The sequence below is a fragment of the Pseudomonas sp. TREG-RG-20F-10-E-6-01 genome, from assembly GCF_022662455.1.
Lineage (GTDB): Bacteria > Pseudomonadota > Gammaproteobacteria > Pseudomonadales > Pseudomonadaceae > Aquipseudomonas.
Genome location: NZ_JAKNQP010000007.1, coordinates 219,752 through 234,249, shown reverse-complemented (window position 1 = coordinate 234,249; position 14,498 = coordinate 219,752). Strand labels below are relative to the sequence as shown.

At 60.2% G+C, this 14,498-nt stretch carries 15 protein-coding genes; 9 read left to right on the top strand and 6 right to left on the bottom strand.

Annotation, left to right across the window (positions count from 1 at the left end; translation table 11 throughout):
• The first annotated feature begins 108 nt into the window (after window positions 1–108).
• Window positions 109–603, top strand: coding sequence for a transporter substrate-binding domain-containing protein (locus L8K08_RS20995; protein ID WP_242199788.1), 495 nt, complete (start codon window positions 109–111; stop codon window positions 601–603).
• A 114-nt stretch (window positions 604–717) separates the two neighbouring features.
• On the opposite strand, the gene L8K08_RS20990 is transcribed toward L8K08_RS20995, so the two are convergent.
• Window positions 718–1,200: a DUF523 domain-containing protein gene (locus L8K08_RS20990; RefSeq protein ID WP_242199787.1), complete on the bottom strand. Its 483-nt coding sequence runs from the start codon at window positions 1,198–1,200 to the stop codon at window positions 718–720.
• 2 nt (window positions 1,201–1,202) lie between these two features.
• Window positions 1,203–1,835 (bottom strand): 2OG-Fe(II) oxygenase, encoded by a 633-nt coding sequence (locus tag L8K08_RS20985; protein WP_106575733.1) that lies wholly within the window; start codon window positions 1,833–1,835, stop codon window positions 1,203–1,205.
• A gap of 131 nt (window positions 1,836–1,966) precedes the next feature.
• Here L8K08_RS20985 and L8K08_RS20980 point away from each other — a divergent pair, with 131 nt between their 5' ends.
• Window positions 1,967–2,719, top strand: a complete 753-nt coding sequence (locus L8K08_RS20980; protein WP_106575734.1) for a DUF2059 domain-containing protein — start codon at window positions 1,967–1,969, stop codon at window positions 2,717–2,719.
• A 104-nt stretch (window positions 2,720–2,823) separates the two neighbouring features.
• On the opposite strand, the gene L8K08_RS20975 is transcribed toward L8K08_RS20980, so the two are convergent.
• The gene (locus L8K08_RS20975) at window positions 2,824–3,765 is read right to left on the bottom strand and encodes an alpha/beta hydrolase (protein WP_242199862.1); all 942 of its coding nucleotides are present in this window, start codon (window positions 3,763–3,765) and stop codon (window positions 2,824–2,826) included.
• Between the two features lie 99 nt (window positions 3,766–3,864).
• On the opposite strand from L8K08_RS20975, the gene L8K08_RS20970 reads away from it, so the two are divergent.
• From L8K08_RS20970 to L8K08_RS20945, 6 genes are all read left to right on the top strand, one after another.
• Entirely contained in the window at window positions 3,865–4,449 is a 585-nt protein-coding gene (locus L8K08_RS20970; RefSeq protein ID WP_242199785.1) for a DUF6436 domain-containing protein, read from the top strand.
• Window positions 4,450–4,665: 216 nt separating this feature from the next.
• Complete coding sequence (locus tag L8K08_RS20965; RefSeq protein WP_242199783.1) at window positions 4,666–6,324, top strand: S-type pyocin domain-containing protein; 1,659 nt, start codon at window positions 4,666–4,668, stop codon at window positions 6,322–6,324.
• Window positions 6,321–6,593, top strand: coding sequence for a colicin immunity domain-containing protein (locus L8K08_RS20960; protein ID WP_179676509.1), 273 nt, complete (start codon window positions 6,321–6,323; stop codon window positions 6,591–6,593). The genes L8K08_RS20965 and L8K08_RS20960 overlap by 4 nt, the downstream gene beginning before the upstream one ends.
• A 293-nt stretch (window positions 6,594–6,886) precedes the next feature.
• Complete coding sequence (locus L8K08_RS20955) at window positions 6,887–7,243, top strand: EamA family transporter (protein ID WP_145157859.1); 357 nt, start codon at window positions 6,887–6,889, stop codon at window positions 7,241–7,243.
• Complete coding sequence (locus L8K08_RS20950; protein WP_145157862.1) at window positions 7,243–7,653, top strand: EamA family transporter; 411 nt, start codon at window positions 7,243–7,245, stop codon at window positions 7,651–7,653. The genes L8K08_RS20955 and L8K08_RS20950 overlap by 1 nt, the downstream gene beginning before the upstream one ends.
• Complete coding sequence (locus L8K08_RS20945; protein ID WP_347341014.1) at window positions 7,653–8,876, top strand: DegT/DnrJ/EryC1/StrS family aminotransferase; 1,224 nt, start codon at window positions 7,653–7,655, stop codon at window positions 8,874–8,876. The genes L8K08_RS20950 and L8K08_RS20945 overlap by 1 nt, the downstream gene beginning before the upstream one ends.
• Here the strand turns inward: L8K08_RS20945 and L8K08_RS20940 are convergent.
• Complete coding sequence (locus L8K08_RS20940) at window positions 8,854–9,732, bottom strand: hypothetical protein (RefSeq protein ID WP_242199778.1); 879 nt, start codon at window positions 9,730–9,732, stop codon at window positions 8,854–8,856. The two genes, L8K08_RS20945 and L8K08_RS20940, sit on opposite strands and share 23 nt — an antisense overlap.
• A complete protein-coding gene (locus L8K08_RS20935; protein ID WP_242199776.1) occupies window positions 9,729–10,835 on the bottom strand; it encodes a GNAT family N-acetyltransferase in 1,107 nt (368 codons plus the stop codon). The genes L8K08_RS20940 and L8K08_RS20935 overlap by 4 nt, the downstream gene beginning before the upstream one ends.
• A 159-nt stretch (window positions 10,836–10,994) precedes the next feature.
• Here L8K08_RS20935 and L8K08_RS20930 point away from each other — a divergent pair, with 159 nt between their 5' ends.
• Window positions 10,995–13,349: a penicillin acylase family protein gene (locus L8K08_RS20930; RefSeq protein WP_242199774.1), complete on the top strand. Its 2,355-nt coding sequence runs from the start codon at window positions 10,995–10,997 to the stop codon at window positions 13,347–13,349.
• 137 nt (window positions 13,350–13,486) lie between these two features.
• On the opposite strand, the gene L8K08_RS20925 is transcribed toward L8K08_RS20930, so the two are convergent.
• Window positions 13,487–14,452, bottom strand: a complete 966-nt coding sequence (locus tag L8K08_RS20925; RefSeq protein WP_242199772.1) for a DJ-1/PfpI family protein — start codon at window positions 14,450–14,452, stop codon at window positions 13,487–13,489.
• Window positions 14,453–14,498: the final 46 nt, after the last annotated feature.

Here is a 14,498-nt window from a genome sequence, read left to right as displayed (position 1 = left end):
CTGTAGGGTTATGACAACTTCGCGACAAATTGCTGTCCAAGGCACTCAACACCATAGCAAAGCGATGCTGAACGGCCCCTCGCGTAGACGAATTCATCAGGAGCGACCATGCGCTTTTCGCCTGGCCTTGTACTTTTGCTGCCCCTTCTGAGCCCCTTGGCTCACGCCGAATTGATTGATGATGTGTTTGATCGTGGCGAACTGCGCATCGCCCTGGAGGCCAACACGCCGCCGTTCAACTTCAAGGACGGCGACAAGCTCACCGGCTTTGAAGTGGAACTGGGCGAGCAGCTGGCGAAGGAAATGGATGTACGCCCCTCATTCATCACCACCGATGACGCCGACATGCTGCCAGGCGTTGAAACCGGCAAGTACGACGTAGCCATCAACCATATCGCTATGACTGCCCAGCTGCAGGATCGTTTCGATTTCAGCGATCCCTACAAGGAAACACCTGAGCTGGCCATTCCATTCCAAAAGGGCAACCCGGCGTTCAAAAACAGCCTGGACAAGGCGCTGCAGCAGGTGAAGGCGGATGGTCGCTTGAAGGCGCTGACGCAGAAGTGGTTTGAAGGCGACACACCGGCCCTCAAGACACCCTAGATCAATTGTGGGAGCGGGCTTGCCCGCGAAGACGGAGTGTCAGTACCAGAAACGGTGACTGACGCACCGCCTTCGCGAGCAAGCCCGCTCCCACATGTTGATTCAGGGGACGGTTCAGAGCTGGGCCAAGGCCGCAGCCGCCTCAGGCAACTGCAGCTCACTGAACACCAACACCCCGTGGCGCTTGAGCAACGCCGCCGTCACGCCTTCGCCGCTGACCTTTACGCCAGTGAACGTGCCGTCATAGGTCAGCACGTTGCCGCAGGACGGGCTATTGGCCTTGAGAATGGCGACACGGATATTGTGGCGTTGCACCAGCGCCAAGGCTTGGCGGGCGCCATCGAGAAAGGCGGCGCTGAAGTCTTCACCTTCAGCGGTCAGCACCTGGGCACGGCCCTCCCACACATCGATGCCCTGCCCGCCCGGGATTTCGGCAGAGGGCCGGGGCGTCGGCAAACCGCCCGACACCTCCGGGCAGATCGCAACCACACGGCCTTGCGCCTGCCACGCCGCCAATTGATCGAACGGGCCGCTGGCGCCACCGTCGTAGCGCACTTTGTGCCCGAGCAGGCAGCGACTGATCAGAATCTTTTCCATGTTTAAAACGGCTCGTTACCCCGCCGGCGAAACCAGCCGGTCAGGGACAGGCGTTCGCGCGTGGCGGGCAGGACTTCGTGGGGCACCTCCCCGGACAGGAACACCACCAGGCTACCGCCGGTGGGCACCACGTCGTATTCGACGCCGCCCTTGAGGTACATGCGCAACTGGCCGCCATGTTCGGGCAGCCAGGCGTCGTTCAAGTAGACCACCGCCGAGACCATGCGCCGGTCATCGTCGCGAAAACGGTCCAGGTGCTTGAGGTAAAACGCACCCGGCGGGTACATCGCAAAGTGGCTTTCGAAATCTTCCAGGCCCAGGAACAGCCCGCGGTTCATGGCCGACCGCAGGCTGTCCATTACGCCCATGTAAGTCTCGCAGACCGCTGCATCACCCTCTTCCAACCACTGGATATGGTCACCGCGAATACCCTCGCGAATCTCCTGGGCCGGCCCGCGTCCTACGGCTGCGGGTGCCAATTCCCCCTCAGCCGCACGTTTACGGCACTCAGCCGCCAGTTCCAGGGTCAGAGCCTGGGGCAGGAAGCCGTTCTGCTGCGACCAGCCTTTTTCGGCCAGGTCGTCGACAATGCGTTGCAGCAGGGGATGATCGAGGGGTATTTGCATGGCGCGCATAGTATCCATACGCCTGTGAATCCGACAGAGCCGCCGAGCGTCTGAATACACTTTAGTCAGGTGACCGATAGGATTTCTCGACAAATCCTACGCCCGACACGGACAATAGTGGCCGACTGACAGGAGTCCATATGCGTCGTTTGTTTTTTTCCGTGCTGATGTTCTGCGTTTTGCCCGCTTGGGCAGACGGCCATGACCAGTTGTACAAGGTCGCCGGCTGGGCTGAACAGCGTGCGCATTTCAATGACGCTCTGAGTGCCGCTCAGCAACGCTACCGCAACAGCCTGCCGCCGGCGGTGTACCAGGCACTGGTGGACAACAGCAATAAACGCTTTGCTGCCCAGGCCGTGGACCAGCGTGCCGAGGCGCAATTGCGCAAGAACCTGGCGGACCCGAAGCCCGCCCTGGCGTTTTTTCAATCACCATTGGGCCGCAAGATTGTCGCCGCCGAGTTGCTGGCCACGCGCCGCGACCAGTTGGCGAAAAACGCCCAAGGCCTGCCGCACATCGAAGCCGATGCCACTCGCAGCCTGATCATCGGCCACCTGGCCCAGGCGCTGCCTGCCCGTGAAGCCGGTGCGGAAGTCAGCCTGGCGATTGCCGGTGTGGCCGCCGACAGCTTGAGCCAGATGATTCCGGGTTTGTTGGGCGGTGGGCAGGCTCAGGGCATGTTGAATGGGCAGCGTGAGCGGCTGATGCAGCAGATCGGCAACGACCTGAACAATACGTTGCTGTACGTCTATCGGGATTTGTCTGACCCGGAACTGGAAGAATTCGCCACGTTTGCCGAGTCGCCGGAAGGTCGGGCGTATTACAAGGCGGCGTTGGCAGCCATTCGCGCAGGGCTTGCAGTAGGCCAGAGCACCTCAAGCCTGTCGCAGTAAAAACTGTGGGAACTGGCTTGCCTGCGATAGCGGTGGGACAGCACCTCAAAGGCTAACTGGCAGATCGCTATCGCGGGCAAGCCCGCTCCCACATTTGGATTGTGTTACTTCAGGCGGTTCGTGAGAAAGCTGAAATACTCCTCGCGAATCGGCGCAATCTCATTCGCCAAATGATGCCTGCCACGCGGGATCATCAACACTTCAGGCTGATCAAACTTGCCCCGCAGCACCTGCAAGTTGTGCTGCCAGTCCACCGTCATGTCTTCCTCACCCTGCACAATCACCGGCCGCCGTGGGCTGCGCGGTGCGGCTTCGATGCGCTTGATCCAGCGTGCCAGCGCGCCCACCCAGGCGGTCGGCAAGTGGCGCGGCTGCAGCGGGTCAGCTTCCAGGAACGGTTTGAACGCAGGGTCGTTGGTGTTCTCGCTGAACCGCCGCGCGATGCCTTTGACGAAGGGCCGCAGCAGGTAATAGCTGACCTGCGACCAACCCCACGCACGCGGGCGCACCAAGGGTGACAGCAGGAAGGTCTTGCCCTGCGCCGGGCTGTCGGCGCCGTGATGGAGCACATGGTCCACCACCACTGCGCCGCCGGTGCTTTGCCCGAACAGATGCCAGGGCTGGGGCAGTTGCAGCGCCGTGGCCTGGGCAAACAGCGCCTGCACCACGTTCTGGTACACCGCAAAATCATCGATGCTGGCGCGTGCGCCGCTGGACAGGCCATGGCCGGGCAGATCGCAGGCAATCACCACACAGCCTTGGTCCAGCGCCCAGTTCACCACGTGGCGGTAAAGCCCCATATGGTCGTAGAAGCCGTGGAACACGAACATGGTTGCCACGGGCTGAGGTGGCCACCACACCTGCGCCACCACGTGGAAGCCATCCACATCGAAACGCCCCAGGCGGCTCACCGCCGGTACTTTGCGCGCGGCCAGGTCCAGCCCGTAGAAGCGCTGGTAGACCCGCGCCTCGACGCTGAGCGGTTGCGCATCCACAAGTGGCCGCAAGCTTTCGCGCAGATGATCGGGGTCAAAGCTCACAGGCATAAAGGGTTCCAGACTGACGGTGAAGATGAATATCGAGCTGCGATATTCATCTGTCAGGACAAGCATGGCAAGCTACGCGACCTTCGAGGATTGATCTGAATGCGACAGCCCTACCGTTCCGCCTTGTTCGCCAGCCTGATCCTGGTCATCTGCGCCGGCGTGCTGTGGGCGGCGTATGACTGGTTCCAGGGTCGCTACCTGCGCGCATTCAGTGAGCACACGGCGGTGTTTTCCGGCGACGCACTGCGCCTGCCCGCCGAACTTGCCGGCCCAGGCCCGATTCGCCTGGTGCACTTCTGGGACCCGGCCTGCCCGTGCAACGTCGGCAACCAGCAACACCTGGGCGAGTTGATCGAGCACTACGCGCCCCAAGGCGTCGAGTTCTACGCCCTGCAAAAGGCCGGCAGCCACGGCCAACTGCCCGACAACCTGCGCAAGATGAAACCCCTCAATGCCCTGTCCGGTGCCGAGCAGATACCGGCCACACCTGCCGTCGGAATCTGGGACCGAAGCGGCAAACTTGCGTATTTCGGGCCGTACAGCGAAGGGCTCACGTGCAATTCCAGCAACAGTTTTATCGAGCCCATCCTGCAAGCCCTTGAGGCCGGGCGCGAGGTCGATGCCACCCATACGTTGGCGGTGGGCTGCTATTGCGAGTGGCGTGCGGCGCCCTCTGCCCCCTAAGACTTAACGCGACCGGGCCATTCATCCACTAACCCTCTTCCCCGCCTCGGCCTACGCACGAAAGTTAATAGAAACGCCTCCACACAATTACTCGACGCATTCAAAACTTGGCTGCACTACAGTGCAGATGCTCATCTCTTAAAGAGCGAACAACTAAATTTATACACACGAGCATGGAATGGCTCGTGCTGGCACGTCAAATGAGGGAATGCATCAATGCCATATAAACCCGGAGATACTGTTTTCCTAGGAGAAACAAGAATAACTGCTTATAGAGAGCAAACATTTGGCCCAAATAACGGAGGAGGATATGACGATTTCTCAGGCAGCCTAGAAGCACGAAGAATCGGCTCCGCAACCCGTAACTACATTCTGGAAAAGTTTCCACCGCTCGTAGCGGCCGCAGTAAGAAATCAAGAAACCCTCTATTCAACCAAACTGGGGGCTTTGGCCACATCCATAGATAACAGTCTTTCTGCCATCAGGGAAAAGATGGCGAATACTGCCTTAACGGCTATCGAGGCATTAAATCAGGAACGATCAATCAGAGAAACACTGCTTGCTGAAAAATCAGCAGCGATAACAACGCAGATAGCCACTGCAAACAGCTATTACCGCTCCAACTTCTTTAGCCGGCGCGTCAGCGACTTCATGAGAATAGCTACCTCCGACAGCATGATTTTTGCCAACCCAGACAAAAACTTCCAAAATTGGCAAAACTCCTTACACGCCGCCTATGCTGCCAAACTCCTGAATGATGAAATCACGTACCTGACGCAACAGATCGCGTGGCTGACAGCTCAAGTCGAACAAGCCAAGGCTGCTGAAGCTGCCGAGCAAGCTCAACTTTTAGCACAGGCACAGACCCTCCGGGCGGCAAACACGTTCAGGGTTTCCGCGCTGCCAGTAGGTGCGCAATTCAGTACCACAGCAGGCTCAATTGCATTGACTGCTGGCTCTTCGCTAACGCTGGATACAGCCATTCAAGCGGCGATCCAGGCCCTGAGAGGGCTTGCCGCGACCGCACTGGACCGGGCAACGGGAGTGGGCATTGGCTTACTGCTGTATTCACCGGCACTGGGTAACAGCGACCTTTACCCAACGGCAATGAGCATTCCCGCCGCAGGATTGGCACCGCAACTGCCGGGCAACTTACCGGAAATCGCCGCCGCTGGCGGGACTGTGGATATGCCGTATCGTATTTACGGAGACCGCACCCAGTATTCCCTGATCGCACCCCCTGTCGGCGATCGAGCTGCAGCAAAGGTGCCCGTAAGAGCGCTGACACTGGACCCTTCGCTTAACGCCTACACCTTCACCTCAGCCGACACACCACCTCGAACACTGGTGTTTCCCATTGCGGCACCCGGCAACAGCTCGACCACATCCCCCGCCCAACCAATGGATGTGCCTGTCTATTCAGGCGTTACGTTGACACCGATCACGGCGACGACCGAAGTGCTGCCAGAGGTTGACCCGCTGGATATTCGCGATGCAATTTATGTGTTTCCTGCGGGGTCGGGTATTGCGCCTGTATATCTCGTATTCAGTGAATCGCTCGACGCAGGCCGTTTCACCCGAAAACAGCTGGACAAAAAGTATCTAAAACACGCGTCTGACTTTGGCATTGATGACACTAGGAAGAACAGTGATACCTTGACCAAATTCAGGGACGCCATTAACAGGCATCTGGAGGACCAGGAAACTGTTCCCAAAGGAACTTATCTACTAGCAGAAGGCTCGTCGGTATATTTCAACCCTAAAACTAATAATGTCGTAATACTTGATAAAAATGGTAATTTTTTATCTGGATGGAAAATTGAGCCAGGCACCCAACAATTTATAAACTATGTTGAGAAAGGAAATTTGAGATGAGCAAAAGCTTAATTGAATTCGCCAAGCATTTTGTCAACTCGGCAATAGATGCAGATACCTTCGCCGCCTCATACATGACGATGTGGAAAGGAGAGCGCGATGCGGGTCTACTAACGACTGACGGAGAGAAAGTCGACGAGGCATCATCCACCATTTTTTCATTGGCTGATTGCTACAACCCAGAGAGTGACCGCGATGAGTACGAACTGGATGAGCTGCAACTTCGCGAAAAAATAAAAAACACTCTGGCGGAATTCAATCTTCAATAACGCCCATTAACACTGAAGAAAACAACTCGGCCCCTTGGGTTAGCAGTTATCACTGCGCAAGAGTACAAGGCCCAGTCCTGGGACTTGTACTCTACCGCGCCCGCCTACCTCCTCCAGAATCCCTAAGACGCCGTACTGGGCCCAAACCTCATAGTCAGTCCCGGCTAGCACGTCATGCAACGCGTAGCCCTACCCCAAACTGAACACAGGCTGTTCAACTGGCAAACTCCAATCACCCGATCAACAGCCTGTTGTATCGTAGGATTTCGCAGAGTTTGTAAGCATAGGAATACATGAGCCAGTTAACCATCATCCTCTGGATGCTCAACGTTATCGTTGACACGTCCGGCCAACTGGCCTTTAAAGCCGCCGCCTCGGCCAGCGCCGAACATGACGGGCTGGCTCACTGGAAGCACATGCTCAAGCGTCCGTGGATCTGGCTCGGCGTGATCTGTTATGTCTTCGAATTCGTGTTGTGGCTGGCGTTCCTGACACTCGTGCCGCTGTCGGTGGGTGTGATGCTGGGTTCGATCAATATTGTCGTGATCATGATTGCCGGGCGGTTCCTGTTCAAAGAGCGCCTGAGCAAATGGCGCCTGATCGGCATCATGCTGATCGCCTGTGGCGTGACTGTCGTAGGGTTTGAATGATGAAACGTTTCTATATCCTGGGTTTTCTCGCGCTGATCATTTTCGACACCTTGGCGCAGGTCAGCTTCAAATTCGCCTCGGTGCATGCCGAGCCGCTGACCATGGACGCGGCCTGGCTGATTCGCGTGTTCGGCGCGCCGTGGATCTACGGCGCCTTCGTCGGCTATATCGGCGCGTTCTTCACCTGGATGACGCTGCTCAAATACGCACCGGTGGGCCCGGCGTTTGCCGCCTCCCACCTGGAGCTGATCAGCGTGACGCTGATCTCCGTGTGGCTGTTCGATGACACCCTGACCCTGCCTAAAATCATTGGCGGCGCGTTGATTATTGCGGGCATTCTCTGCCTGGCGCGCAGCGAAGACAAAGAGAGCAAGCAGCTTGAGGTCGAGCCGTCGCAGGCCCCGGCGTGATGAGCCGCCATTGGGAAATTCCGCCAACTGCGGGGCTCCCTTTGCGCTGGCAAGATTTACTCGCACGCTCGGGCAACCTGGCCGAATTGCTGGCCCGCCAACTCTCTATCCCACTGCCAGCACTGCCCTGCTCCGGCACGGCGGCGTTGATCATCGCGCTGCGCGTCTTACAGCAACGCATGCCCGGCCGCACCCAACTTATCGTGCCCGCCTACACCTGCCCGCTGGTGGCACTGGCCGCCTATTACTGCCCGCCATTGCGCGTGGTGCCTTGCGATCTACAGCCCGAAAGCATTGACCTGGATGAACAGCAACTGACGCAGTTGTGCGACGAGAACACCCTGGCCGTGGTGGTCACTCACTTGGCAGGACGTGTGGCCGATGTCGATACCGCCAAGCGCATTGCCGGGGCTGTCGGCGCGGCGGTCATCGAGGACGCTGCGCAAGCCATGGGCGCGCTCGACGATGGCCACAGCGTCGGGCTCAAAGGCGACGTGGGCTTTTTCAGCATGGCGCTGGGCAAAGGCCTGACCACGGCCGAAGGTGGCGTGCTGTTCAGCCGCGACCCGGTGCTGCATCAGGCGCTGCACCGGCAATGCCGGCAGGACCTGCCATTCAGCCTGCGCTGGGAGCTGCAACGCACCGCTGAACTGTGGGGTTACGCCCTGGCCTATCAGCCGCGCGGTTTGTATTACGTGTATGGCAAGGCCCTGCGCGCGGCGCTGGCCCAGGGTGATGAGGTGGCGGCCGTGGGCGACGATTTTTCGGTTAACGACATCCCGTTGCACGGCCTTGGCGGCTATCGCCAGAAGGTCGGCGCCGCCGCGCTGGCTCGCTTGCCGGCGTATCTGCAGCAAGGCCGCACTCGAGCCTTGCGCCGCGCAGCACGCTTGAATGCCTTGCCCGGCGTCTCGGTGGTGATGGACAGGCCGGGGCAGCAAGGCACCTGGCCGTTTCTGATGGTGATAATGCCCTCTGCGCCAGCGCGTGATGCAGCGATGGCGCAGCTGTGGACCTCGGGGCTGGGCGTGACCCGACTGTTTATCCACACATTGCCGGAGTATCCGGCCGTCGCTGCGCTGTTGCAGCCTGGCAGCGATATCACCCAAGCCCAGGCGTTCGCCACGCGCACGCTGTCGATCAGCAACAGCCATTGGCTGACCGACGCACACTTCGAAAAGATACTGACCCAACTGAAGGCTATCGTCGCCAGCCTTGATTGATGCGCGCCACCAACCGGCTGTTCAACGCGTTCTGCTGCTGTTGCCAGATCTGCACCTGCGCCTCAGGCAACGCTTCCTGACCATCGGAGGCGCTTAGCCAGCGCTTGAACTTGCTTTCATAGTGATAGGCCGACACATCGCCGGTAATGTCCGCGCCGATGATCCGCCCCTCGCAGGCGTCGATCAGCTCGTTCAAGTGTTGCTCCAGAAACTCACCCTGATCCCAATTGGTGTTGACCACCTCGGGGCTCAACACGTCTTTGTCGATCGACAGGTACACCGGCAGCGAACGGTCAAACTGCGCCAGGAACGCGCGCATCAATTCATCCGGATGACTGAACGCGCGATTGCTGCGACCGGCGCCGACCCAGTTCATCCAGCGCGTGTCGACGTTGATATTCCAGTAGGTCAATTTGCGCTTGAGCAGCGGCGACCAGTGATTCTCCCAGGCATGGCCCAGGCCGATATCCTGCGAGCCGATACCCAGCACATGCACGTGCTCGACCTGCGGCAACCGGCTGGCCCAGTAGACCCACGAACCGCAGTGAATGCCGAATGGATAGCGCATGTTGTCCGGATGGTTGTCGCAAATGATCAGCTGGAACTTCTGCTGGCTGGGCAGTCGGTTCAGCAACAACTGGCTGAGGTGGTGATAGTCGCCGCTGCCGGTAAACACACAGCCATAGTCGCCGGGCATCTGTGCGTGCAGGGCCGTCTCCAGCTCCCGGAACTGCGCCCAACGGCAGCCGAAGCGGATTTTTTCCTGCCAGGCCTGCAGTGGCAGGGTCAGTGCGCCGGGAATGTCACTGACGGCGCCGTCGAAATCCAGAATCAGCGGCGGTCGATCCTGGCTCATGAAGTGTACTCCTGTTGCCACTGGGCATCGCTTTCAAAGTGATGGCGGAACCGGTTGCCCAGTTTGCGCAACAGCGGGTTACGCACCCAGACCAGGTGGCGGGTGAAGGTGAAGTCGGCGCCGAGGCTGGCCTTGACCTGTGGGTCGGTCCAGCCGGCCACGTAAAACTTCAGCCCATTGGCCACCGCGTACTCCAGGTTCACAAACCAGCTGACAAAGTACAGGTTGAACTCCAGCGCTTGCGGGTAGTTGAGGCCGATGTACTTGTCGAGCAGCTTGTCGCCCTCCACGTAGCACAGGTTGTAGCCGATCAGTTCGTCGCAGTGCCAGTAACAGAACACCCGCCCGCTGCTGCTGGCGTCCCGCAGCACGCCACGGAAGAACTCCGGCGTGAGCAGGTCAAAATGGATCTCGCTCTGGTCGTAGACGGCCCGGTACAGCGCGTACAACTGCGCGAGCCAGGCGTCATCGTCGAAACGCTCATCGCCGGTTTCCAGGATTTCCACGTGCATCGCCTCACGGCTGCGCAGTTTGCGTCGGATATTGCGCCGACGGCTGTGGGACAAGCGCGCGAGGTATTCGTCGACCGTGCTGAAGTTGATCGGTACATACGCCAGCGCCTGGCCTTCCAGGCTGATGAAGCCGCGTCGGGTGCAGTCATCGATCAGAGCCTGCGCGTAGCGGTTGTCCGCGTCGCTGAGCAGCGGCGAGTTGCAGGGCACGTCTTTGATGACGGTGAGTCTGCGCTGGGGTGCGCACTCATGTTGCAGCCACTGCGCCAGAGCCTGAGGCGAAACGGCCTGGGGGAACGGCGAGTATTCGCTGACCGTGGTGCCGACAAAGCAGCTGTCGATCCGCAGCCACGCATTCCAGAGCGTATAACCAGGCCAGTTGCGCACACGCTTCACGAACGCGTCGTCGGCGGTGGTCAGCAGGTCGAAGGGGGTGAAGAAGTACGGCAGGCCCTGTTCGGACAGGTGCACGTCAAAGCCCACTGGCGGGTGCTGCAAAAAGCGCCCGATCAGCGATGGCGCCTCCAGGCAGCACGCGTAGGTAGCCTCGGGGCGGCTGGAGTCTGACAGTGGTTGCGTGGCGCAAGTCATGACAAAAAGCTCAAAGATGACAGGTGGGATAATACTGCCTATGGGGTGTTCTCCACTTGAACCTCGGCTGTCGGCAAGGCACATCAGCATTTCCCTCAGCACCCGTCAAAAACCTATTAGACTCCGCTGACTTGAAAGGTGAATGACCAAGGACCGTCCATGAAACGCAGCCTGACCGTGCTCGCTCTGCTGATTGCCGCCCTCATGGCCGGCGCTGGCGTGTATGTCTACAGCAAGCAACCCACCCGCCAGGGCACCGAAACGCTGGCCAACCTGCAAGGCACAGTCACCGTGCGCTACGACGACCGGGGTGTGCCGCACATTCGCGCCGAGAACGAAACCGACCTCTACCGCGCCCTGGGTTACGTGCATGCCCAGGACCGGCTGTTCCAGATGGAGATCATGCGGCGCCTGGCCCGTGGCGAACTGGCCGAGGTGCTCGGGCCCAAGCTGCTGGACACCGACAAGTTGTTCCGCAGCCTGCGTATTCGCGAACGCGCCTTGAGTTACGTGGAGCACATCGACCACGACTCGAAGGCATGGAAGGCCTTGCAAGCCTACCTGGACGGCATCAACCAGTATCAGGACAGCCACGCCAGCCCGATGGAGTTCGACGTGCTGGGCATCGTCAAGCGGCCGTTCACTGCCGAGGACACCATCAGCGTTGCCGGGTACATGGCCTACAGCTTTGCCGCCGCGTTTCGTACCGAGCCGCTGCTGACTTACGTACGCGACCAGCTGGGCAGCGACTACCTGAAAGTCTTCGACCTGGACTGGCAGCCCAAAGGCGCGCTCAACCTTGCCGCCAGCGACTGGAACACCCTCGGCGCAATCGCCTCGTTGAGCGAGCAGGCCCTGGCCGACAATGGCCTGCCACAGTTCGAAGGCAGCAACGCCTGGGCCATCAGTGGCAGCCGCACCAAAAGTGGCAAGCCCTTGCTGGCGGGTGACCCGCATATTCGTTTCTCGGTGCCGTCGGTGTGGTACGAGGCGCAGCTGTCGGCGCCGGGCTTTGAGCTGTACGGTTATCACAACGCGCTGGTGCCGGTGGCGTTCCTGGGCCACAACCTGGATTTCGGCTGGAGCCTGACCATGTTCCAGAACGATGACCTCGACCTGATCGCCGAAAAGGTCAACCCGGACAACCCCAATCAAGTCTGGTATCACGGCCAATGGGTCAACATGACCAGCAGCGAGCAGCAGATTGCGGTGAAGGGCGAGGCACCGGTGACCCTCACCCTGCGCCAGTCGCCCCACGGCCCGATCATCAATGACGTGCTCGGCGAAAATGCCGGCAAGACGCCGATTGCCATGTGGTGGGCATTCCTGGACACCGAAAACCCGATTCTCGAAGGCTTCTACCAACTCAACCGCGCCGACACGCTGGCCAAGGCGCGCGCGGCGGCGGCGCTGGTTTCTGCACCCGGCCTGAATATCGTGTGGGCCAACGCCAAAGGCGATATTGGCTGGTGGGCGGCGGCGCAACTGCCGGTGCGCCCGGCTGGCGTGAATGCCGGGTTTATCCTCGACGGCAGCACCGCCCAGGCCGACAAGCTGGGCTTTTACCCGTTCAGCGCCAACCCGCAGGAGGAAAACCCGGCGCGCGGTTATGTGGTGTCGGCCAATGCCCAGCCAGTGTCGCCCACCGGTATGGAGATTCCCGGTTATTACAACCTGGCCGACCGTGGCCAGCAGTTGAACATGCAGTTGAGCGACAAGAGCGTGAAATGGGACGTGACCAACAGCCAGGCCTTGCAACTGGGCACCACCACCGCCTATGGCCCACGCTTGCTGGCGCCACTTTTGCCGGTGCTGCGTGAGGTGGTCAAAGACCCGGCGCAGTTGCAACTGGTGGAACAACTGGCCGCCTGGAAAGGTGATTACCCGCTGGAGTCCACCAGCGCCACGCTGTTCAACCAGTTCCTGTTCAACCTCACGGACGCGGCGTTTCACCCGAAACTCGGCGACGGCATGTTCAAGACCCTGCTCACTACGCGCGTGATCGATGCGGCATTGCCACGCCTGGCCGCCTCGCCGGACTCGCCATGGTGGAACGGCTCTCGTGCGGACACCGTCAAGCTCGCCTGGGACAACAGCCTGGCGCACCTCAAGGCCACCTTCGGCGATGACCCCACACAGTGGCAATGGGGCAAGGCGCATACCCTGACCCAGGGCCACCCGCTGGGCCAGCAAAAACCGTTGGATAAAATCTTCAACGTCGGCCCGTTCCCCGCACCCGGCACCCACGAAGTGCCGAACAACCAGTCCGCCATGATCGGCCCGGCACCCTGGCCAGTGACGTACGGCCCATCGACCCGGCGCCTGATCGACTTCGCCGACCCGGCTCACGCCCTGACCATCAACCCGGTGGGGCAAAGCGGCGTGCCGTTTGACTCGCACTATGACGACCAGGCGCAAACCTACATCGAAGGCGGCTACGAACAAGCGCATTTCAGCGATGAGGAAGTGACGGCAAATACCCGGGGTACGTTGAAGCTGTTGCCAGCGCGGTAATACCGATCACTGTGGGCTGGTTTTTGTGGGCGCTGGCTTGCCTGCGATGCAAGCCCCTCGGTGTTACTGATAGACCGCGGTGATGCTATCGCAGGCAAGCCAGCTCCCACACAAGCCTGCGCCAGCCTACGACACGCTCAAACCGGCGCCGCAAAGTTAAGTCGGAACTGTTGCGGCGTTACGCCCAGCCGGCGGTTGAACACGCTGCGCATGTGCTGGGCGTCGCGAAACCCGCATTGATAGGCCACGGTCTTCAGCGGCGCAGGGCTGCTTTCGAGCATCACCCGCGCCGCGTCCACCCGCGCGCGCTCGACGAACTCGGCCGGGGTTATGCGCGCTTCACGGGCAAACACCCGGGAGAAATTGCGCGCGCTCATATTCGCCGCCTTGGCCAGGTCGGCGATGGTCAAATCACCGGTCAGGTTGGCCAGCACGTACAGCTGCACCAACGCCACCGCCGAAGTGCTTTCGGCGTGGGGCGTCAGGAATGGACTGAACTGCGACTGCCCGCCCGAGCGCTGAGTAAACACCACCAGGCGTTTGGCCACACTCAGCGCGACTTCCGGACCGTGGTCCTGGGCCAGCAGAAACAGCGACAAGTCAATGCCGGCCGTGACCCCGGCCGAGGTGTAGAGGTTGCCGTCCTGCACGTAGAGGCGGTCGGCGTCGACTTGGGCCGAGGGGCACAGGCGCGCCAGGTCGGCGGCATCGTTCCAGTGGGTGGTGACGGTTTTGCCGTCCAGCAATCCGGCTCGCGCCAGCATGAAGGCTCCGTTGCAGATCGAACCGAAACGCTGCGCCCGGGCGGCGGCGGCGCGTAGCCAGTCGTCAAACTGCGCGCCGAAATCCTCGAAGGGCAATTGCGGGCCACCGGCGACCAGCAGCAAGTCGTAGCCTTGCACGGCTTCGCTGTAATGCCGGTGGGCCTGCAGCGACAAGCCATTGGAGGCGGCCAGGGTGCCGTGGCCCAGGCCGAGCACTTCAAGCTGGTAGTGGTCTTGCGGCGGCAGAAAACGGTTGGCCTCGCAGAACACATCCATGGGGCCGGTCACGTCCAGTGACTGGACGCCGGGAAAGATCAGGATGGCGACGGTTTTGCCCATGGGTGGTAAACCTTGATTAACTGAATGAACACAAATCCATTGTGGG

Bases quoted from the DNA above. Each gene is read 5' to 3' on its own strand.
- L8K08_RS20995 (WP_242199788.1), top strand. From the start codon at position 109: ATGCGCTTTTCGCCTGGCCTTGTACTTTTGCTGCCCCTTCTGAGCCCC.
- L8K08_RS20990 (WP_242199787.1), bottom strand. From the start codon at position 1,200: ATGGAAAAGATTCTGATCAGTCGCTGCCTGCTCGGGCACAAAGTGCGC.
- L8K08_RS20985 (WP_106575733.1), bottom strand. From the start codon at position 1,835: ATGCGCGCCATGCAAATACCCCTCGATCATCCCCTGCTGCAACGCATT.
- L8K08_RS20980 (WP_106575734.1), top strand. From the start codon at position 1,967: ATGCGTCGTTTGTTTTTTTCCGTGCTGATGTTCTGCGTTTTGCCCGCT.
- L8K08_RS20975 (WP_242199862.1), bottom strand. From the start codon at position 3,765: ATGCCTGTGAGCTTTGACCCCGATCATCTGCGCGAAAGCTTGCGGCCA.
- L8K08_RS20970 (WP_242199785.1), top strand. From the start codon at position 3,865: ATGCGACAGCCCTACCGTTCCGCCTTGTTCGCCAGCCTGATCCTGGTC.
- L8K08_RS20965 (WP_242199783.1), top strand. From the start codon at position 4,666: ATGCCATATAAACCCGGAGATACTGTTTTCCTAGGAGAAACAAGAATA.
- L8K08_RS20960 (WP_179676509.1), top strand. From the start codon at position 6,321: ATGAGCAAAAGCTTAATTGAATTCGCCAAGCATTTTGTCAACTCGGCA.
- L8K08_RS20955 (WP_145157859.1), top strand. From the start codon at position 6,887: ATGAGCCAGTTAACCATCATCCTCTGGATGCTCAACGTTATCGTTGAC.
- L8K08_RS20950 (WP_145157862.1), top strand. From the start codon at position 7,243: ATGAAACGTTTCTATATCCTGGGTTTTCTCGCGCTGATCATTTTCGAC.
- L8K08_RS20945 (WP_347341014.1), top strand. From the start codon at position 7,653: ATGAGCCGCCATTGGGAAATTCCGCCAACTGCGGGGCTCCCTTTGCGC.
- L8K08_RS20940 (WP_242199778.1), bottom strand. From the start codon at position 9,732: ATGAGCCAGGATCGACCGCCGCTGATTCTGGATTTCGACGGCGCCGTC.
- L8K08_RS20935 (WP_242199776.1), bottom strand. From the start codon at position 10,835: ATGACTTGCGCCACGCAACCACTGTCAGACTCCAGCCGCCCCGAGGCT.
- L8K08_RS20930 (WP_242199774.1), top strand. From the start codon at position 10,995: ATGAAACGCAGCCTGACCGTGCTCGCTCTGCTGATTGCCGCCCTCATG.
- L8K08_RS20925 (WP_242199772.1), bottom strand. From the start codon at position 14,452: ATGGGCAAAACCGTCGCCATCCTGATCTTTCCCGGCGTCCAGTCACTG.